A 21,045-nucleotide genomic window follows, 5' to 3' on the forward strand; every position below is an offset into this window, starting at 1 on the left:
ACAAAGGTGCAGGTCGATGCAACAAAGGTGCAGGTCGATGCAACAAAGGTGCAAGGCGATGCATCAAAGGTGCAAGGCGATGCATCAAAGGTGCAAGGCGATGCATCAAAGGTGCAGGTCAAGAAACTTGTGTGTACACCGTAACCTTGCTTCTACTCACTTACTTTATACTCCTGCAAAGCCCCTAACTTCCGAATTCCCGGCCAAATTATTGCTGTAGCAATTACTACTAAAATTGTGCCAATTCCACCACCAACAACGGAAACCACCGGGCCAAATAAGGCAGCAGTCAAGCCTGATTCAAAGCCCCCTAATTCATTTGAAGCACTAATAAACACGCTATTGATAGCAGCAACCCGCCCACGTAAACTATCCGGGGTTCTGATTTGAACTAATGTATGGCGAATTACAACGCTGATACTATCTAGTGCGCCAGCGAGTATCAGCATCAATATAGATAGCCAAAACGAACGAGAAAGCCCAAAGATAATTGTGACAACGCCAAAGCCAACCACTGACCACAATAAAGCCGGGCCTGCTTTGCGTAATGGTGGTAGATACGCCAGGGTAATGGCCATAGTCAAAGCACCGATGGAATTGGCTGCTTGCAGGTATCCCAACTCCACTGGACCAACATGTAAAATATCTTTGGCAAAGATGGGCAGTAATGCAACCGCACCACCCAGCAATACAGCAAACATATCCAATGTAATTGCTGCTAAAATTAACTGATTTTCCCAGACAAATTTAGCACCAGCGGCAAGGGCTTTGATTGATATTGGTTCTGTAACGCGAATGCCTTTTTTCTCTGTAATCGCCAGGGTTAAAATGAAACACAGCAACGCGGCGATCGCTGCTGCTACATATACTCCTGTGGCGTTTCCCAACAGTGCAATCCCGAATCCTCCCAAGGCGGGGCCGATGACTGACGCTAACTGAAAGCTACTACTATTCCATGTAGCAGCGTTAGTAAAAGCACTTGTAGGTATCAACTGCCACATGAGCGCATCACTGGCAGGCTTGAGGAATGCCTTAGCAACACCCGTTAAAACCAAGCAGGCGTAAATCAGAAAAACTACGCCTTGAGTATAGGAAAGTACTGCTAAAGCCAGGGAACACAGAGCTAGCAACATGACTGAGAGTAACATGGTGAGTTTGCGATCGCGGCGATCGGCTACATGTCCAGCAATTAAGGTGAGAGCAATCATCGGTAAGACTTGCGCCAGCCCCACACCACCTAAAACCAGAGCCGAGCCAGTACGCTCATAAAGTTCCCAGCCAATGGCTACAGTTTGCATTTGCGACCCCGTGAACAGCAGTAGGCGTCCAATGGTAAATAGCCGATAGTCCCTAAATCTCAGGGCTGCAAAGGGGTCGTGCTGTGCAACAACAGAGCTATGGCGATTTGATTTCTGTTTGCTCGAAGACATTTTTTAGTAGAGTTAAGCCTTCTTCAATGTTGGAAATTTGTTCTTCTGTCAGGCCTGTGAGCAGGTCCGTAATGTGAGCGCGAGTTTGATCTTGGGATTGCTTGAGTTGGTATTTTCCTTCCTCAGTGAGATTGAGCAGCACTCGCCGCCGCTCTTGAGGATCGGCATTGCGTTCGACAAAGTTGCGTTGTACTAGGCGTTCTATGGTCGCTGATGCTGTGGCAGAGGTGACACCCAAATGCTCTGCCAGGTCAGATAGTGAAGCACCGGGATTGCGGTTGATGAATGCTAGCGATCGCAACTGAGGTATAGATAGAAAAGCGGCACTGTGGGCACGCATATCCGCTCGGATAAACCGCATCACTAATGGAACTGTTTCCATTACTCGGGCAGCACATTCTTCGGAAGTTGTACCTTGAGTTGGTTTATCCAAGGTCATGGGATTGTTATTCTCCTGATTACATCGCCACCCGTGGATAAAGTCGTCCACCAATGATGGCTAAGATTATTAATGTTAACAAGAGAATTGTACAATCGAGACCAAAGCCATAGATGCTAGTGCCGTTGAGCAACATAGTGCCGCGTAAGCCATCAACCTCATAAGTCAAAGGATTTAGATGGGAAATGAATTTTAACCAGTCGGGCATCAATGAAATGGGATAGATGGCATTGCTAGCAAAAAATAAGGGCATTGTTAATAACTGCCCAATACCCGTCATCCGTTCTCGCGTTTTCACTAAACAGCCAATGATTAATGAAAAAAGACAAAAGCAAGCTGCCGCCAGCATCACCAACAATAGCACTTGCAGAATCGCTAGGGGATGGAGATTGAGTTTAACACCTAATAAAAATGCTAAACCGTAAATCACCACGACTTGTGATAAGCACCGCACCCCACACGCCAGTGCTTTGCCCAAAACCATCGCCACACGAGGTGTCGGACTAGCTAAGAATTTATGCACAATCCCTAAATCCCGCTCCCAAATCAGGTTTATCCCACCAGTGAAAATTGCCACAAAGAGGACGCTCTGAGCCAGAATACCAGCAGTGATGAAATCTAAATAAGGTAAGTCGCCTGTGGGAATGGCGCGAGTTCGGGAGAAAACTTGGCCAAAAATCAGCAACCATAAGCTTGGTTGCACGGCTCGAACCATTAAATCAGTGGGGTCGTGGCGGAGTTTGCGTACTTCCAATTCTGCGATCGCTAGGGTTTTCGTAACTAGCTCACTAATTGCAGAGATCGAATTACGTCGGCGAGTAGGTTGTACCTTAACCCAACCGTTGAGCAGTACGTCTGGTTCTTGCTGTGTCACGGTAGTTGACTCCTGATGTTAACTGGTTGCCTGTGTAGTGAATAAAGACATCATCCAAAGTTGCGTTTGCTTTACCCAAGGAGGCTTTTAAGTCGTTCGGTGCGCCTGTAATCACGACTTGCCCTTGTTGCATAATTAGCACTCGATCGCACAGACTGTCTGCTTCTTCTAAAAAGTGGGTTGTTAAAAATATAGTTGTGCCGTAATCAGTACAGAGTTGTTGGACAAGTTGCCATACTTGCGTGCGGGCGATGGGGTCTAGTCCGACAGTCGGCTCATCCAAAAATAAAATTTGCGGTTGATGCAAAATCGATTGGGCAATTTCCAGCTTGCGGATCATGCCACCAGAATAGTTGCGTACCAACCGCTTGGCAGCATCTTGCAAACCCATGTACTCTAGAATTTCCCGGATGCGGCGATCGCGTCCTTTTGTTGGTATTTCATACAGCTTGGCAAAGATTAACAGATTTTCGTAACCCGTGAGGCTACCATCAGCAGACAAGGCCTGGGGTACATAGCCGATAGCGCGTCTGACAGCATCGGATTGACGAGCCACATCGTAGCCAGCTAAGATTGCTGTCCCTGCACTGATAGGCAGTAAAGTTGTCAACATTTTAATTACTGTACTTTTGCCTGCTCCATTCGGCCCCAGCAGCCCAAATACTTCGCCTCGTTCCACAGATATGCTCAGGTCATTAACAGCGGTTACCTTGCCAAAGCAGCGCGTCAGCCCTTGAGTTTCCAAAATCGGGGATTTTGGCTCGCTAGGAGGTTGCGATCGATTGATTTTTCCCGTAAGTATTGTCACAAGTTTCGATGCAGTTAATTAATTAGAGAAACTAACTATTAGTTTCTCAATATATTAGCATTAAGTCAATACTTCGCTGCTACGGAGTGGGGGGTGTGGGAAGACAACGGGACAAGGAGAATAATTCTTAATTCCTAACTCAGCACTCCCCAATCGCCAACCCTAAACCGTTGGTCGTTTACTTTCGAGAATTTCTGTTGCCTTCTGGGCCGAAAGTGGTCGGTAGAACAGAAAACCTTGTACATCCTCGCAGTTGATAGATCTCAAAAACTCCAATTCCTCTTCGTTTTCTACCCCTTCGGCTGTCAGCCTCAACCCCAAACTCCGCCCCAAGCTAACTATGGCCTTGATAATATGAGCCACTTTGGCATCGCGCGTCAAATCTTGGATAAAAGACTTATCGATTTTCAAATTGTGGAGTGGCAAAAGCTGTAGGCGCGAAAGTGAAGAATGACCAGTACCAAAATCATCAATGGAGAGGTAAACGCCCATTTGCTGTAAATCTTGTAATACGGTTCGGGTGAAGTCTAAATCTTCAATGGCTGTGCTTTCAGTAATTTCTAACTCTAAAAAGCGAGCTTCTAGCCCCGTTTGGTGTAAGATGTTCGCTATAGTCTCTACTAATTTGGGTTGACGAAACTGTTTAAGAGAGAGATTAACAGCCATCATCAGAGGTGGTAATCCTGAATCTTGCCAAGCTTTATTTTGTTTACAGGCTGTCCGCAGTACCCATTCGCCGATGGGGATAATTAATCCGCTTTGTTCGGCCAAGGGAATGAAAACACTGGGCGCGACCAATCCCATCTCTGGATGTTCCCAACGCAACAAAGCCTCCACGCCAGTAATTTCTCCTGTGGCAATTTTTACACGAGGTTGATAGTACAAAGAAAATTCTTTGCGTTCCAGGGCATAGCGCAGGCTTTTCTCTAAAGTCAAGAGTTCAGGATTTTTGGCGCTTAGGGAAGCGCTATAAAATTGGTAGTTATTTCGTCCTTGGTCTTTAGCGTGATACAAAGCGGTATCTGCGTGCTGGATTAGTGTTTCGGCGTCAGGACTGTTGTTATCTAACAAGGCAATACCAAGGCTGGCGCTGATGTAGAGTTCATGCCCTTGGAGATGAAACGCATCCTCTAAAGTTTGTAAGATTCTCTCGGTTACTTGGGTTACTTCTTCGATATTATTCACTCGTGGGAGTAAAATGGTAAACTCATCGCCTCCCCAACGGGCTACAGTGTCTCCCTTTCTGAGTGAGTCTTTTAATCTTTGGGCGACGTTTTGTAATAACTTGTCTCCCAGTGTGTGCCCAAGAGTGTCATTAATCACCTTGAAGCGATCCAAGTCGAGAAAGATCACAGCTAAACTTTCCCCGTTGCGAGTTGCGTTGGGCAGGGCTTTGCTTAGCATCTCGTCAAATAGTAGACGATTGGGTAACCCTGTGAGCACATCATGGAGGGCTTGATAGCGAATCTTTTCTTCTACTTGCTGACGTTGCCGCGCACCTATAATACTGGCAGCCATCGTCAACAGGGTGGATTCTTCGTGCCTTGACCAATGACGTTCATAGGTGCAGTCTGCTAAACCAAGGTAACCCCAAAACTCGTTCTCTAGCCTCAGAGGTACTAGAAGTAGAGATTGAACACTATCTCGAATCAAGAATTCTTGTTCGGCGAGGGGAAATGTTCGGGTGAGTCCGCTAATTGACTGCCCACTGGAAAGAAAATTATACCAACGGGTTAATCCAAAAGTTTCATAAGGCTGATTTTGCCAATATTGGTGGGTAGGTTCGATAAAAGAGTGTGTCCATTCAAACCGCAGGCTGACTGCTATTTTTCCTGTAGTAGGATGGGGATGATTTTGAAAAAGATAAGCACGATCGACCTTGGCAGCTTCGCCCAAAACAGCTAGAGCTTTCTCAATGCCTGTTTCGTAGTGCATTTCGCCCAGCAAATAATTTGCTGCTTCTGCAACTGCTTGTAGCAAGCGATCGCGTTGGCGTAGTTCAGCTGTGGCTTGTTTTTGCTCTGTAATATCCCTGGTAATAAATGTTCTAATTAAATCACTTTCAGGAAGATAGAGAACCGATTGTTCAAAAACTTCTATACCTACTTCCACCTCCCGCATAAATGAATTTTTTTCTAAATTATTAACTGCGCTCAACAGTCCTTTTAAGATTGGGTGTTGCATCCCAGTTTCCCTGAGTTTGGGAAACTTGAGAGTCGCGGCTGGATTGAGATAAGTTACATTTCCCTCTAAATCCATCTCAATAATTGGATTGGGAATCAGTTCGGGGAAGGATGCTAGGCGAGCAAGAGCAGCTTCACTAGCTGCTTCAAAGGTAGGATCGACAGCTACGGTTTGAAAAGGATTGGTAGGATCGGCGGCTTGCTCTGATAAAAAATCAGATAAATCTTCAATATCAATAGATTCAGAAAATGCTTGTTCAGAAAGATTGGAAATGGCATAATATTTAGCCTGAGCTTGGTTACTCCCAAAAGTAATCAGATCTCCATGCTTGAGGTTGTGAGAGTAGCAGCGATCGCCATTCACAAATAAGCCATTAGTACTTCCTTTTCCCTTATAGTTTCCATCAATAATCTGAAAGCCATATTGGTCAGTTTCTGGTACGGTCACTCGCAATAAAATTGCATGTTGCATTGATACTGACCGGGAAGCTAGGACAATAGTATTTGCGGAATGCCGTCCTAGAGAATAAGTAGCCTCTCTTAAGAGGACAGTTCGCCGCCCTTCTAGGTCTTGGATGACCAATAAATGGCGTATTTTCTCCCGCTCATTTCCTAGCATGATTCTTCCTCAAATTCTCATATTTTTAGGTCTTAGTCCGAAAAATACTTCTCCCATAAGCTGAGATTTTTCAACTCTGCTTTTGGGAAATTTACTCAATTAAATTTATCGTTATTTATAGCTGACAAAATTTGTACGATCAGCAAAACTGATACCAATTCAAAATTCACGCATTCAAAATTTAACCCTGAGCGGAGTCGTACCCCTACGGGGAAGCAAGCTACGCCTAGCGTCTCGCAGAGAAGGGTCAAAATTAAGAAAGCCAGACAGAACAAAGGTTTGGGAGTATGTATCTGTCGCATTCTTTTTTCAAATTGGTATGACTTTTCTCTTGAGAATTTAACTTCTGGAATGAGATTGCCAATTCTTTAACCAGTTTTTGCCGTAAAAGTTCTAGCTGTTTTTTCAACTCATGCATAATTTATCAACTTTCTTACTTGGCTTAGATAATCTAATCTTTCCTTTTTTAGGATACCCAAAATAAAATAAAACACAGAATTAAATACTTAGTATATTTGCGGATTTTTATTTTTAAGTAATGTTTAGATTCCGGAAAAACCACAGAGTATGGAAGAATATTTGATTGCTGCATAAGTCTGAAAAATTCAAAATATCAAAGTAAAAATTATAAATTAAATACTTACATATCTATGAATTTTAAGTTTTAACACATTGTTTATTGACGGCAGTAGTCTCAAACTGCCGTCACTATGGCTGCTCTTTCCACAAGGTATGCTCTAGATGCAAAACGACTTCTCAGAAAGTAACAAATCTTTATTTGATTTTCCAGAAATAAATTTAGGATGCTGCTACTAACTATCTTTTATTCATGAGTATTTTTTAACTTTTAAGTTTTGCCTTGTTTGGTAAATGATTTAAAAAGGATTATAGAGTAAGCTAAAATACAAACCGTTTTCTTGTAATGTTCGATCGCCCGATTCAACAGATACTAAAGGAATTCCCCAGTCAAGACGAACGGTGAAGCGTGAGCCTTGTGACCAACGCAACCCCAAACCAACAGCAGCAAGGGTATTAGGGTCGGGATTCTCTCTCCCCGAACTGTTCCAACCAACACCAAAATCAACAAAGGGGACAACCTGCAAGAGACTATCTATCTGCGATAAACGCAGAATCGGTATTTGAACTTCAGCAGAAACAAAAGTGCCATTATCTGTTAATAGGTAATCCTGACGATAGCCCCGAATGCTATCTTGTCCACCTAAGCCAAATTGCTCTATAGGCAAAAGTCTTCTGGATGCTAATTGTGTATTTAAACGAAGTAATAGTAAGGTTTCAGGAGCTAAAAGGCGTGCCCACTGTGCTTGTCCTTGCCAAGCAAAAAAACGGCTATCGGGAGGATTTTGGTTAACCGTGGCATCCAACACATCAATGCCCAAATTGAATTGAGAGCGTAGGGCGATGACTTCACGGCTGTTGCGAGAAGTCCATTCTTGAAAAAATCGTAATGCAGATACTCTAGTGCGTCCCTGTTCATCAGCTCCAGGTGAAATTTCAGATGCGGGCACCCCTTCTCTCTGTAAAAAGGACGAGATATCACTTTCCCGTCGAGAAGCTGTTAACCCAACGGCCAATTCTTGTGTAGGAGTTTGAACTATTGGCTGGCGAAACGTCAATTCGTAATAGCGAGAATCCGATTGGATATCTAAGACCTCAAAAGGAGGTTCAATGACATTGCTCGATGTGATGCCATAGTTAAAGGCAAGGGTTCCGTTGCGGGGATTGAGCGGTAAGGTGTAGCTGGCGTCAAAGGAGTTGCTACCATCGGTATTAGTGTAAGCGATACCCAGACTATCTCCCAATCCCAATAAGTTAGCTTCGTTCAATTGTAATCGGCGTCGGAAACTACCAACACTAGGCGATCGCCCATTATCCAGAGCTATTTGGCTACTAAAGGTTTTTGCCTCGTTAATTTTGACTTCTAACAAACTCTCACCAGTGCGCGACCCCGCCGAGAGTTCAGCAGAGAGGTTTTCAATCAAAGGATTAAGTTGCAAAAGCTGTAATGCTTCCAATAAACGCTGCCGATTCAGAGGAGGTGATGTAGCTATTGCTAGTCGGCTGCGGATATAGTTGGGGTTCAACCGCCGAGTACCAGTTATTTGAATGTCTTCTAATTTACCTTCAACAACCTGAATTTTTACGACACCAGATTGGATTGTCTGAGGTGGGATATAGGCACCAGAGGTAATGTAGCCATTTTTGACGTATAGCTCAGTAATTTTGGAGCGTGCCTGATAGACTTGGGTGAGCGAAATCGGTCGTTTGGTAAACTCAGCAGTAGCCTGAGCTAACTCTTGAGGACTGAAAACTGTGCTGCCAATAACTTCAAATCGTTCAACGATAATAGTTTGAGGAGACTTATTAGGAACTGGTTCCTCAGGTGTGAGAGTTGGGGTAGAGGACGGAAATAGTTTTGCTGGTGGGGGAAGTGGCTGTGGCAGTTCCGGTGAGGGAAGTGGGGAAGGCGCAGGTGGTTGGACATCCTGTGGCGGTGGGATTTGTTGCGAGAAGATCGAATTGCCATTTGGTATTTTTGTCGTATGAGCAGCCTGAGCTTTTAGAGGTGTGCAAGGTAGGCTGCACAGAGATACAAACACACTCAGTGGTAATAACCAATAAATTGCAATATTAGGGACTTCCAAATAAAAAAATATCCAATTATTTCTTCTGGGGTAGGCATCTTGCCCACCCATGATTACAGGCAGGCGAGACGCCCACCCCACACGATTGTATAATTTATTTCTTGTAAATACTTTAAAAGGATATTTATCAATCATCGCACTGGACTATTTTTGAGCGGGAATGATGGAATTATACGGGGACTGTCATAGATGTGAATCTTACTTCATCTTTTGGCACTAAAGTTAATATTTTCAGTAAATCTCAATCAAAGTGTTATGGGAGGGAACAGGCAATAGGCAATAGGCAATAGGCAATAGGGAACAGGCAATAAAATTGAAAGTCTGTTGATGTGGCGGTTTTACGAGCGGTTGATGTTGTAAACTATGCTTCAACTGCTATGATTGCAAACTTATAATTATGGGGTTGCATAATTGCGGGATAATTTTGGAATTTGCACCAATAATCATCTTTGCGTCCCCACGTCTTGATGTGAGTGTCAATCATCCGATGATTGAGGAACATTGAAAATATTCATTTTTGAGTAGCTAGGATATTTTGTACAAAGCGATCGCGTCCTGCTGTTTTTGCTTGATACAGTGCGCGGTCTGCTATGGCAATCATTTCTTCTAAGTCAGAATTTGGTTGAGGAATTTCTGTGGTAAACCCGGCACTCATGGTTACATAAGGACTAACTTGGGAATTCTGATGAGGAATTGCTAATTTCCGGACAGCATCGCAAATTTTTTCGGCAACATAAGTTGCCCCTTCTGTGTCTGTATTAGGTAAAATTACAGCAAATTCTTCCCCACCATAACGAGCAACTAAATCTCCAGGACGTTTGACAATATCTTTGATGGTTTGAGCAATTTTGGTGAGACAGCGATCGCCTGCTCGATGACCATAAGTATCGTTGTATGATTTGAAAAAATCAACATCGCAAAGAATCAGTGAAAGTGGGTGTTGTTCCCGTTTCATCCGCTGCCACTCTTGGTAAAAATATTCCTCAAACCCCCGGCGGTTTGCTACTTCAGTTAATCCATCGATAGTAACTAATCGCTGCAATTCCAGATTCACAGCTTCGAGTTTTTGTTGTAACTGAGATTGTTGAATTAAGCGTTTTACCCTTTGTCGTAAAACTGGCCAGTGAATCGGTTTGGTAATATAGTCCATTGCCCCGACTTCAAATGCATGGTCAACTGACTCTTCATCATCAAGCCCTGTAATCATTAATACTGGAGTATGCTTACTACAATCAAGAATTTGTAACTGAGTGCAACACTCAAACCCATCCATATCGGGCATTATCGCATCGAGGAGTACTATATCTGGGTGAACTTGCTTATACATAGTTAAAGCTTCTATACCATTTTGAGCTTCCACTATTTGATACGCTTCCCGCTCCAAGAAAGTGCGTAAAATCATCCGGATAAATGGTTCATCATCAACAATTAAAACTAATGATTGGCTTTCTTGGCGACTGGCTTTCATTGTCCTTCCTTAGCAAGTTCTTTTTGTAAAGCAGTTTTAACTTGTTCATATTCTTGGTGTAGTTGTGATATCGCCTCTAGGCTGCTTTGAAATTTGTTGCTCCGTCCTTGTGCTTCTAATTGCTTGCAAAGTTGCGCCAGAGTCATCGCTCCCACAGAAGCGCTGCTGGATTTGAGTTGGTGTGCTGTCTTCCATAGAGTCTGGGCATCCTCAGTGGCAAGGGCTATGCTGATATTTTGTACCAGTCGCGGAGTTTCTGTCAGATAACACTCAATCAGTTCCGCAAATGCCGCATTATCTCCTCTGAGCATATTTCGCAAGGATTTGAGAGTTTTGACATCAATTTTGACACTATTAATAAATGTCTGGTTTTGTTTTTCCTGGAGCATATTGCCCGGAGATTGCAATTCCCCGGACATTAATCGATGTTGTTTAATTCTTTGCGGTGGGCATTTGCTGAGTGCTTGGGCTAACTCTTCTAACTGAACAGGTTTACTGATGTAGTCATTCATGCCAGCAGCTAGACAAGTTTCGCGATCGCCCCGCATGGCATTGGCTGTAATCGCAATGATGTAGGGACGAAAACCAACTTCCCATTGCTGACAAATTCTCCGAGTTGCCTCTAACCCATCCATTTCGGGCATGTGGACATCCATCAAAACTACGTCATAGGGCTGTTTTTCCAACGCTTTCAAGACTTCTAGCCCATTAGTTACTACATCTGCTTGATAGCTCATTTTCTGTAGCATCAGTAGAGCAACTTTCTGGTTGACCACTGTATCTTCTGCTAAAAGAATTCGTAGTGGCGATCGATATGCCAAATGCGGATCGACCAAGGGAGAATGGGAATGAGAAATACTGGCTGGAATCGGCTGATTACCCAAAACACGAGTCACAACATCATAGAGTTGAGACTGTTTAATTGGTTTGCTTAAAGAAGCAGCAAACTGCACATCCCCAAAATCGAGGGAAGTTTCTAATTTACCCAAAGGGGTCAGCCTTACCAAAGGCAGATTTTCACAGCCAGATTGCTTACGGATTTGACGAGCCAGGGTTAGACCATCCATTTCTGGCATTTGCATATCTAAAATGGCAATGTCAAACTGCGTTCCCTGAGCCAGTTGGGCTAAAGCTTCTTTACCAGATTTGGCAGCATAAGTTTCCATCTGCCAAGACTCTGCTTGCAAGCTCACAATTGTGCGGTTGGTGAGATTATCATCCACAATCAACAACCGCTTTCCAGCCAGCTGTACCAACAAAGTGCTAAGTTCAGCTTGTCCGGCCACAGCAGCCACTTGGGCTTTGATGGTGAAGTAGAATGTTGAACCTTGGCAAGAGCAAGAGGATGATAATTTTTGACTTTTCCATGTGGAGCCGGGATTACCACCAACAAACCCCTGACTTTCTACCCACAGGGTGCCGCCCATCATCTGACTGAGCCGTTTGCTGATTACCAGTCCCAGTCCTGTACCGCCATATCGGCGAGTCATGGAGACATCAGCCTGAGTAAAGGGTTGAAATAAACGTTCTATTTTTTCTGGTGCGATGCCAATACCTGTATCTTTGATGGCAAATTGAATTTGGACTGGGGGCTGGGGATTGGAGATCGGGGATTGGGTACTAGGGACTGGGGACTGGGAAGAAGTTTTTTTAGTTAAATCCCCAGTCCCCAATCCAACAGAAAGTACCACTTCTCCGTTTTCAGTAAACTTGATGGCATTGTTGAGCAGGTTCATCAAGACTTGGCGCAGACGAGTTAAATCACCGATGATGTGGGTGGGAACTTGCGGCTCGATGATGTAAGCTAATTCGATATCTTTTTGGGCAGCTTTCGGGGCTAAAAGGTAGATTGCCTGTTCTACACAAGCTCTTAAATCAAAAGGTTGTTCTTCTAATTCCAGTTTGCCCGACTCAATTTTAGAGAAATCTAGAATGTCGTTAATGATGGTGAGTAAAGCATCTCCACTGCTGCGAACTGTTTCCACAAAGTCTTGCTGCTGTAGCGTCAACTCAGTATCCAGCAACAGACCCGTCATGGCAATAACAGCATTCATGGGAGTACGAATTTCGTGACTCATCATCGCCAAAAACTCGCTTTTTGCCAGATTCGCGGATTCTGCCTGACGTTTTGCTCGCTCCAAGGCAAAGTTTTTCAAAGTGAGTTCTTCACGTTGGCGGGTTTCTTGTTCCAGTAAGTGAGCTTGTGCTAAAGCAATACCTAACTGAGCTGCCACTGCTTCTAGTAATTCAATTTCGTCTTGTGCCCACTGGCGAAAATGGCTACATTGGTGCAAAATTATAGCACCATTTGGTTCTCCTTGGTAAGAAGTGCGGACACAAAGCATGGATTTCAGCCCGATTTCTCGGCAGGTAAGCTCAGCGGCTTGCAGTAAAGGATCGACGTAGACATTTGGGGAGGCGATCGCACTTTCTTCTGCCATCATCTGCTCAGCATGAGGATTGTTAGTTATCAAAACTTCCAAGTTGAATATTGAGCAGTAACCAGGAAGAATATTATACTCTGCAACTAAGGGAATTCGCGGTATGAGGTCACGAATGTAAGAATGAATTAGACAGCGATCGACTCGAAATGCTTTTCCAATTTGAGTAGCAGCCGTCTCAAAGATTTTGCTTGTGTCCAGACTTTGACGAATTTCTTGAGTAATTTGTTCGAGTAGTAGGGTGCGATGTAATTGCCGTTGGAGTGCTTCTTTTGCTTTTTTGTTTTCGGTAATGTCGTGATTGACGCCAATAGTAGCAACAGTTTGCCCTTGGTCATCCTGTAAAGCTGCTACGGTTGTTTCGCAAATTCCCTCACTACCATCTTTGCGAATAAAATTTATTTCTCCTGACCAGCGTCCTTGCTGATTAACTGTTTGCAGAACTTTGGTGCTTAATGTTGCGGCTACTTCGGGTTTATGTAAAATACTTGGAGTTTTACCCAACACTTCGGTTTTAGTGTAGCCAAACATGCTTTCAGCAGCAGGATTCCAGTCAATGATACTTCCTGTTAAATCCGTAATAATTACGCCATCATGGATGTTTTCAAAGGTGAGGGCTTGGTGACGCAGATGGGCTTCGGCAAGTTTGCGATCGCTAATATCTGTTTGAATGCCAATGAAGTGACTTAACTTGCCATTTTCATCATGAATAGGAGAAATACTCAATTCATTCCAGAACAACATCCCATCTTTGCGATAGTTGCGGAGAATCACTTTGCAACTTTTTCCGGCTTTAATAGATGACCGCAGCTCATGGAGTGCCGGTTGTTCGGTATCTATGCCTTGCAAAAATCGACAGTTCTGCCCAATCACATCAGTAGTACTGTAACCTGTTATCCGCTCAAAGGCTGGGTTGACATAAATAACTGGATTATATGCAAGTCTGGCATCAGCAATAATAATTCCATTATTGGTGGCTGCAAGTGCCCTCTCCCTCAGTCTCAAGGTTTCTTCAACCAGTTTCAAATCAGTAATGTCAAACATAAACCCCCTCAGCTTCGTAGGGGTTCCGGCTTCGTGAACTACGGTAACAACGTCTCGCAGCCAAATAATTCGCCCGTCGGCTGCTAACATCCGGTATTCCAATTCGTGATTCTCGCACCTAGCAGTTGCTTGTTGACAAAAACGAACAGATTTCTCTCGGTCATGTGGATGTAGATGATTGACCCAAAAATTTTCCTCGTACCACTCGGCGATCGGATAATTTAGTAAGTCTACCGCTTGCGGCCCGACGTAGATAAATCGCCAAGTTTTCAGGTCTACTTCCCAAGGAATGACTTTGACAGTTTCCAACAGCTGCCGCAGACGATTTTCACTTTCGCGGAGGGCAATTTCTACTTGTTTTTGTTCAAAAATCCTGTGCGCTAACTCCTGATTTATTGCTGTTATCTGCTGGTTACTTGCTTTCGTGCTCAGGGCGAAATACATTGATAATGTTAAGGTGCTGGTAACCAATAACCCAGCAACACATAACCCGGCAATCATTCTAAATTGTGTTAATAACTCCGCAATTGGCAATGATAGTTTTTGCCACAGTAAGATTACGCAAATTGAGAATAAAATCCCTAGCGAAAGTGCTAACAATTCTCGTTTGCGGCAAAATTTTACAGCTTTGAAGCAATCACATCGGTGCTGTTTGACCACTTATTAACTCTCCAGCACTTTCAGGACTTTGTGCTAACTTTCACTTTTAAGTAATCTAAAATATCAATGGCAAGGGGGCAATTACGGAAATTTTTTGAAGTAAAATATTTGTATTTTTAGGAACAATTTCACTACAAGATGACAAGGAGATGGAGCAAGGCAAAAAAGTGAGATCATCGTCAAACGAGCTTTCTTGAGCAAGCGAAGCAGTGGGAGCAGGGAGAAAGAGCAAATATTAGTAATTTTTACTACTGTAATAGCCTGTAATTCACTTAGGAACTTCCAGAGAATAAATTATTATCATGTCCGTTTAAAGACTTATTATTTAGGCTGACGGGGGGACACGGAGAGAAGTGTTCCGACAGCGGTGGTTTTAAAAAATGGAGTAATTAAAGAAAAATGGGTAGGAAATATATCTCAACAATTTGTGACACAAATTGCATCAGGAAGTAGGTCGATACCAAAAAGTTCTGGGCTAGTTTTAACTGCTCAGGATAGATAACTAAAAATTAGCTAAAGTAAGCATTCCTAATAGATAAGTATTAAAAGGCATAAGTATCAAGAAAAGTTTAATTGATGGGGTGAAGCTATGCCAGTAGACCGAAAAGTTCTGTGATCGCTCTGTGATTGATACTTATACATCAGATTGTTGTCTAAAAAACTTAGTGGTTCATCGCATTAATTCTGCTGGGTTGGGTTGAGGAACCTAGCAAGATACCGCAAGGTAACCCAACACACAAAAGCTTTGTTGTTGTTGGGTTTCACTCGGTTAAACCCAAGCTATAATACCAATTCAAAATTCACAAAATTAAGAAAGCCAGACAGAACAAAGGTTTGGGAGTATATATCTGTCGCATTCTTTTTTCAAATTCGTATAACTACAATTATTTTTCTCTCTTCAGAGTTACAAAATAGGGATAATAACGCTCTTGGACAAGATGCGCTCTCCATTGACTTAAAATTTTATTATGCTATTTACAGCATAGTATCAAGTTTTTGTATGCTTAGTTAATTGCTATTGTATTTTTAGTGAAAATTTGAAATAGTAATGAACATCTGAGCTAAGCACAAAGCTCATTGATTGTCTTAATTTACAAAGGAGAATATGTCTCATGCTAAAGCGTAGTATCAAACTAGCTGTTTTTTGCCTTGCATTACTTATTTTCACTGTGAGTTTAGCCATTTCTACGCCAGCGTATGCGGGTACAATTACCCTATACGAAGGCAATGGAGGACAACAAGATACACTAGATAGTTATTCTGATAGGCCTGATTTTGCAGGTAGAGTTTCGCCAAATGATGAAGCTCGTTCATTAAAACTCAGTGAGGTTGCACCATTCACAATCATTACAGTTTATGACAGCCCAGATGCTGCCGCAGACGATGATTACACTACAATTAAAGTAAAACAAAAAACTCCTAAGGATTTGGTCGTGGGTACCTTTGAAAATTCTTTTGAAAATGAATATATCAAGGTAGATCATTCCCATGACAATGGGCTTGATGGAAAGGTTTCATCCATTAAGATTCAGGGTTTTGATTTTTAATAGTTCGTAGATTTAGACCATTATTGCTATGGCGCTAATGGTCTAAATCTGGTTCTATCGCTCCCTTGATGCTTAGAAAAGCAAATGAATCAGATTTAATAAATAAATTTTACTAAGATCTGAAAAATTACAAATTACGCTCAGCTGCGGTTTGATATAAAGATTGAATTGTTAGTCCATCACTGGGGTATTCGACTACAGCAAAATTACATGTTACCTGAAAGCGATCGCCATCAAAGGCTGTAAATATTTGCTGCCGTAAAGTAGTTAAAATTGTACTCAAACGATGGTTAATTTCTATTTTTGTTAACCCAGAAATTCCCACTACAAAATCTCCATTACCCCAATAACCTAATACTTCATCACTACAAAATTCTGATTGAAATAAACGACTCCATCTTTGTAATACTTGGTTACCAGCCTCATGACCATACTTAATATTAATTTGCCTTAAATCATTTACACTCAAAATTGCCAAACAAACAGATTGTTGATTTTCCTCAGCTTGAGTAATTAGGTGTTCCAAATTGCGGCGAGACTGAAACTGATTTGCTATTCCAGTTAAAGAATCTTTTGTAGAAAGAGACTGAAGTAAACGGCTGCGTTCTAGGCGATGGGTAATACGTGCTAACAATTCTGCCCCAACCACAGGTTTAATCACATAATCATCTCCTCCTACAGCAAACACTTGCTGTACAATTTTGATTTCTCGATGAGCAGTGAGAAACACAATCGGTAATTCTTGCCATTGGGGATCGGTACGAACTGCTTGACAAAGTTCAATACCACTGATTTGGGGCATATCTACATCTAAAATCAACAAATCCGGTGTACTAGATTGCAGTACCTCCCAAAAACGTAACGGATTGTCCAATCCTGTCATCCGCATACCCCAAGGTTCTAACATTGGGCGCAGTGCTGCTAAAATCAGGGGATCGTCATCTACAGCCAATACATTGATCCGCAAAGAACGAGTACGTTGTAATAGTTGAGACGAAACATTCCACACCTGAGCAGCTGTTAAAGGTTGAGCTAGAAAACCCCGCGCCCCGCACTGAGCAAAAGTTACGCGTTCTACTAACTCATCATTATCAGCCAACACTAGCACGGGTACGGGTGGGGTGCGCGTTGCTAATTCTGACAGCAGTGCTAAACTTTCTTCGCCCCGCCCTACCCCATCTACATTTATTACCACTAAATCTGGGGATGTGGTTTGCAAAAAGTTTTTTGCATCCTCTAAGTTTGTTATTTGCTGCCAACACATTCCCATGCATTCAACGAGTTGTTGCAACTGAGAACCTAGTTGTAAATTGGGGTCAATTAATATTAATTGGCTACAAATTTCTTGGGCGATCGCGGTAGTTTGATTATCTACCTTTTGCCCCATTTGATTAATTAATTTACCCAAATCTGCAATCAGCGACAGCAATTGCCGCTTGTCACCTAAAGACAAATCGCCATCTTTGCCTAAAATCTGTTCAATTTCCCGCGCTATTTGAGTACCGTTGTCTTGTTCAAACATCCCCAAGACACCAGCTAGTTTGTGCGCCTCTCGTTCTGAGGATTTGCGTAACTCCTGAGTCAGGGTGTTGTGAGAAAGTGCTACTGCTAATTCTTCCAGTACTGCCAGCCGCTGCACCATCAACCCTTCATATTGTTTCCACAAGCCACCCATCGCTTGCTGAAACTGCTCCTCAAGTTGAGGACTTGCAACTTGCGCTTTTTCTTTCCCCCCCTGCTTCCCCTGCTCTCTTCGAGGATTCAGCCGATATCCTAAACCATAAACGTTTTCAATCCAATCTACTGCTCCGGCTGCTTTTAACTTTTGTCGTAAGTATTTGATGTGTGATTTTACAGTCTCTTCCTGGGGTGGATCGTCAAAAGTCCACAAATGCTCAATGATATCACCGCGACTAAAAACACGCGAGGGATTCCTTAAAAATAGCTCCAGCAAACTATATTCTTTGGCGGTTAATTCTAATAGTTTGTTGTTATAGGTAACTTCGCAACTACTGGGATCTAATCGTAGTGCGTCTACTTCTAGTATCGGGGTAATGGGGCGATCGCTGCGACGTAAAAGCGCCCGTATCCTTGCTTGCAGTTCTCCCAAATCCAAAGGTTTGATTAGATAATCGTCCGCACCTGCATCAAGTCCCTGAATCCGCTCTCTAGTACCATCTTTGGCCGTCATCAACAGAATCGGAGTAAAACACCCACCAGAACGTAATCGCTGACACAATGTAATCCCGTCCACTTTCGGCAATCCTACATCTATCAGCAGCAGATCGTAGTTAGCATTTTGGGTGTATTCCCAACCCATTTGCCCATCCTGTGCCACATCTACAACATAGTGTTGTTTAGTCAAAGACTTCAACAAGACACTTGCTAAAACTTCTTCATCTTCGATTAGCAAGATTCTCATCGCACCCATCCAATATATAAGTTGCTACCTTCCCCAAAAAAATAGTAGACTAAATACCTAATTTTCTACAAGAAAAAAATATAACGAATTACGTCTAATTAGGCATGGATTACAAAGACGCGATAAATTGCCGTCTCTACAAAGGATTGGTAATTGTAGAGACGGCGATTTATCGCGTCTCTTGCCTCAACAGAAAAGTACTGTGGGACATTAGTAAGTGTCAAATCACGCCAATGTCAATTCGATACGAGCAACTCCGGCACGCTCATGACGAGCTAGCAATTTAACTGTGCTACCTTGGGCAGCACGTACCAACCATTCCACCTTGGTGCGATCGCTGGTGCGATCGCTTTGTCGTCTACCAGGTGCTGAAGACTTGTAGGCACGTCCTTCTAATTGACCTAACTCTTCATGGGGCTTACCTATTACCAATGTTGCATCAGCAGGCAATTCAATTTCACAGATACAACCTCGTACCAATTTTTTATCTAAAGCTTTTTGGGTGATGTACGTAGGTAACCAGCCTGTATTATGTATAACTAGTCGTACCCGATAAGTATCATTACCCAAGCTGTGAACGCTGGCTTCATAAATTTCTAAACGGGGGGAAATCAGCAAATGCCACACTAGCCACTCAGGGAACAGGGCTATTTCCTTTTCTAGAAATTCTGGAGGTGGATTTGTCCAAGCGTACATTGTATCCCAACCGCCCAACTCAATCTGACCGAGTTGGGGGTGGTCGAAAGGATACCAATCTATGTAGCCTTTACCTGCAAGTTTTTCATCGTTCCAGCGCAGCAGTTTTAGGTCATCTTCTACAGGGTGTTCTTGCCGCCAATCGATGTATTTGTAATCAGTAATTCCGGCTTGGCGCTGGGGACTCCAAACCTCTACTGTCCAAGCAAATAAACCTTGATATTCATAAGCCCAGTCGTCAAATGTACCTGTAATTACGTCTTTAGGGTCATAACGAAATTCATGAAAAGCAGAAATGGCTGGGTATTGGGTGAGTTCAGTACCTTTTTCGCCAATGCGTTGGTAGGTGCGGAGGTCATTAACCGGGAATTCATCATCGCCCAGGTGGGTGTAAGGACGGATGAGGACACCACTGAAGGTATGAAAAGCGATCGCCCCCGTAATATTCCCATGTGTGGTGATAAACTGGACGAGCGATCGCACCTCTGTTTCCGATGTTGGATAAGAACCAGCCCCCGGTTGCTCAAATTCTTGCCGCCACAAAGATGGAAAATTTCGGTTTAAGTCTAATCCTTCTTTAGTGGGCTGAATCTGAATCTGAACTCCGTCATAATTCTCTATTAGTCCTTCTGGTAGTAAACGATAATACTGACCACCTGTTTCTGTTGGTTCACGCCGTATCAACAAGCGTGGTTCGCTGGGGCAAACTTTCCAAGCGCCATTAGCATCAGGAATTCGCATTAGCAAAATCCGACCATCGCCATCAATGTCTGACATCACTAACCCGTCATTGGGTTCCTCATCATGGGGATAGGGACGGGTGCTGGAGCGAATAAATTTTGGCTTGTCAGCTAACGCCAACTCAGCACCATCAGGGTTAACACGGGGACAAATGTAGAAAGTGCGGGTGTCCAAACAACGGGTAATTTCTGGGTGAGTACCGTAGGCTGTAACTAACGTTTGCAAAAAATATAAGCAAACACTCGACGGTGCCAGTTCAGTGGCGTGGATGTTGCCATCAACCCAGAGGGCAGGTTTTTCTACATCTAAACCAGTGGCGAAGTTAGTAACTGTTAATAGCCAGATGTCACGTTGTTCGTAACTCTTGCCGATGCTTTCGATGCGTACTAATTGCGGAAATTCCTCAGCATAACCGTGGAGAATGTCTGTTAGGTCTTGGTAACGGTAGTATTTATCAAATCGAACATCTGGCATAACTAAACCTCACTATGCACCCGTCGATCATAAATCTACAATATCACTTGCCCAAGAGTGACTAAAAAGGTGCGATCGTTGAAAGTGCTGAGTGCTTTGAGGCAGAGGAAGCTGAGGAGGAAGAATTTGGTAGTGGTCTTCACTCTCAAAATTGGATAATTTAATTTATGCAATTTCCTAAGCGAATTTATTAAATAAATATTAAAAATATATATAATCTGGAAATTTATGCCTGAAACTTATTAATAACAGGTCTAACAATTAAATCTAATTTAGCACTCTAAGCTTGCAAGTGCTAACTTCTAACTAAAACTTCATAACAAAGAATTCAGCAATCATTCGCCAGAGTTATCCAATTGAATCCTGTGCGAATACTGAATTAATAAGCCAGTTTAAGTCCCTCGCTGATTGCATTCTGAGTTCTGAACTCTCTTTTAATACCTACGATATAGGCAGAAATTACACTTTTTCTAGATGGCTGAGGTATTTATCAGACATTATTTTAGGAATAACAATTTTTACTGTAGTAATTAGAA

General features: G+C 42.9%; 11 protein-coding genes. 1 reads left to right on the forward strand and 10 read right to left on the reverse strand.

What is annotated here, in order from left to right:
* Window positions 1–152: 152 nt before the first annotated feature.
* The 8 genes from ACM0OY_RS30695 to ACM0OY_RS30730 all read right to left on the reverse strand — a co-directional run bounded on the left by ACM0OY_RS30695 (window position 153) and on the right by ACM0OY_RS30730 (window position 14,629).
* Window positions 153–1,430, reverse strand: coding sequence for an MFS transporter (locus ACM0OY_RS30695; RefSeq protein ID WP_414572550.1), 1,278 nt, complete (start codon window positions 1,428–1,430; stop codon window positions 153–155).
* Window positions 1,396–1,869, reverse strand: a complete 474-nt coding sequence (locus ACM0OY_RS30700; protein WP_414572551.1) for a MarR family winged helix-turn-helix transcriptional regulator — start codon at window positions 1,867–1,869, stop codon at window positions 1,396–1,398. Before ACM0OY_RS30700 ends, ACM0OY_RS30695 begins: the two co-directional genes overlap by 35 nt.
* A gap of 19 nt (window positions 1,870–1,888) precedes the next feature.
* Window positions 1,889–2,743 carry an ABC transporter permease gene (locus ACM0OY_RS30705; RefSeq protein ID WP_414572552.1) on the reverse strand — a complete coding sequence of 285 codons (855 nt, stop codon included), beginning with the start codon at window positions 2,741–2,743 and terminating at the stop codon, window positions 1,889–1,891.
* Window positions 2,700–3,551: an ABC transporter ATP-binding protein gene (locus ACM0OY_RS30710; RefSeq protein WP_414572553.1), complete on the reverse strand. Its 852-nt coding sequence runs from the start codon at window positions 3,549–3,551 to the stop codon at window positions 2,700–2,702. Before ACM0OY_RS30710 ends, ACM0OY_RS30705 begins: the two co-directional genes overlap by 44 nt.
* A 162-nt stretch (window positions 3,552–3,713) precedes the next feature.
* The gene (locus ACM0OY_RS30715; protein WP_414572554.1) at window positions 3,714–6,353 is read right to left on the reverse strand and encodes an EAL domain-containing protein; all 2,640 of its coding nucleotides are present in this window, start codon (window positions 6,351–6,353) and stop codon (window positions 3,714–3,716) included.
* 875 nt (window positions 6,354–7,228) lie between these two features.
* On the reverse strand, window positions 7,229–9,151 hold the full coding sequence (locus tag ACM0OY_RS30720; protein WP_414572555.1) for a ShlB/FhaC/HecB family hemolysin secretion/activation protein: 1,923 nt from the start codon (window positions 9,149–9,151) through the stop codon (window positions 7,229–7,231).
* Between the two features lie 376 nt (window positions 9,152–9,527).
* Window positions 9,528–10,484 (reverse strand): diguanylate cyclase domain-containing protein, encoded by a 957-nt coding sequence (locus ACM0OY_RS30725; protein ID WP_414572556.1) that lies wholly within the window; start codon window positions 10,482–10,484, stop codon window positions 9,528–9,530.
* Window positions 10,481–14,629: a PAS domain S-box protein gene (locus tag ACM0OY_RS30730; protein WP_414572557.1), complete on the reverse strand. Its 4,149-nt coding sequence runs from the start codon at window positions 14,627–14,629 to the stop codon at window positions 10,481–10,483. Before ACM0OY_RS30730 ends, ACM0OY_RS30725 begins: the two co-directional genes overlap by 4 nt.
* 1,112 nt (window positions 14,630–15,741) lie before the next feature.
* Between ACM0OY_RS30730 and ACM0OY_RS30735 the strand changes: the two genes are divergently transcribed.
* Window positions 15,742–16,176, forward strand: a complete 435-nt coding sequence (locus tag ACM0OY_RS30735) for a hypothetical protein (RefSeq protein WP_414572558.1) — start codon at window positions 15,742–15,744, stop codon at window positions 16,174–16,176.
* A gap of 127 nt (window positions 16,177–16,303) precedes the next feature.
* Here the strand turns inward: ACM0OY_RS30735 and ACM0OY_RS30740 are convergent, their stop codons facing one another.
* Together ACM0OY_RS30740 and ACM0OY_RS30745 are read right to left on the reverse strand one after the other, a co-directional pair.
* The gene (locus ACM0OY_RS30740; RefSeq protein WP_414572559.1) at window positions 16,304–18,598 is read right to left on the reverse strand and encodes a response regulator; all 2,295 of its coding nucleotides are present in this window, start codon (window positions 18,596–18,598) and stop codon (window positions 16,304–16,306) included.
* A gap of 225 nt (window positions 18,599–18,823) precedes the next feature.
* Window positions 18,824–20,509, reverse strand: coding sequence for a M14 family metallopeptidase (locus ACM0OY_RS30745; RefSeq protein WP_414572560.1), 1,686 nt, complete (start codon window positions 20,507–20,509; stop codon window positions 18,824–18,826).
* Between the last annotated feature and the right edge of the window lie 536 nt (window positions 20,510–21,045).

Origin of the sequence: Nostoc sp. CCY 9925 (assembly GCF_963920935.1) — a bacterium.
GTDB lineage: Bacteria > Cyanobacteriota > Cyanobacteriia > Cyanobacteriales > Nostocaceae > Nostoc.

Bases quoted from the DNA above. Each gene is read 5' to 3' on its own strand.
- ACM0OY_RS30735 (WP_414572558.1), top strand. From the start codon at position 15,742: ATGCTAAAGCGTAGTATCAAACTAGCTGTTTTTTGCCTTGCATTACTT.
- ACM0OY_RS30695 (WP_414572550.1), bottom strand. From the start codon at position 1,430: ATGTCTTCGAGCAAACAGAAATCAAATCGCCATAGCTCTGTTGTTGCA.
- ACM0OY_RS30715 (WP_414572554.1), bottom strand. From the start codon at position 6,353: ATGCTAGGAAATGAGCGGGAGAAAATACGCCATTTATTGGTCATCCAA.
- ACM0OY_RS30700 (WP_414572551.1), bottom strand. From the start codon at position 1,869: ATGACCTTGGATAAACCAACTCAAGGTACAACTTCCGAAGAATGTGCT.
- ACM0OY_RS30740 (WP_414572559.1), bottom strand. From the start codon at position 18,598: ATGAGAATCTTGCTAATCGAAGATGAAGAAGTTTTAGCAAGTGTCTTG.
- ACM0OY_RS30720 (WP_414572555.1), bottom strand. From the start codon at position 9,151: ATGATTGATAAATATCCTTTTAAAGTATTTACAAGAAATAAATTATAC.
- ACM0OY_RS30745 (WP_414572560.1), bottom strand. From the start codon at position 20,509: ATGCCAGATGTTCGATTTGATAAATACTACCGTTACCAAGACCTAACA.
- ACM0OY_RS30725 (WP_414572556.1), bottom strand. From the start codon at position 10,484: ATGAAAGCCAGTCGCCAAGAAAGCCAATCATTAGTTTTAATTGTTGAT.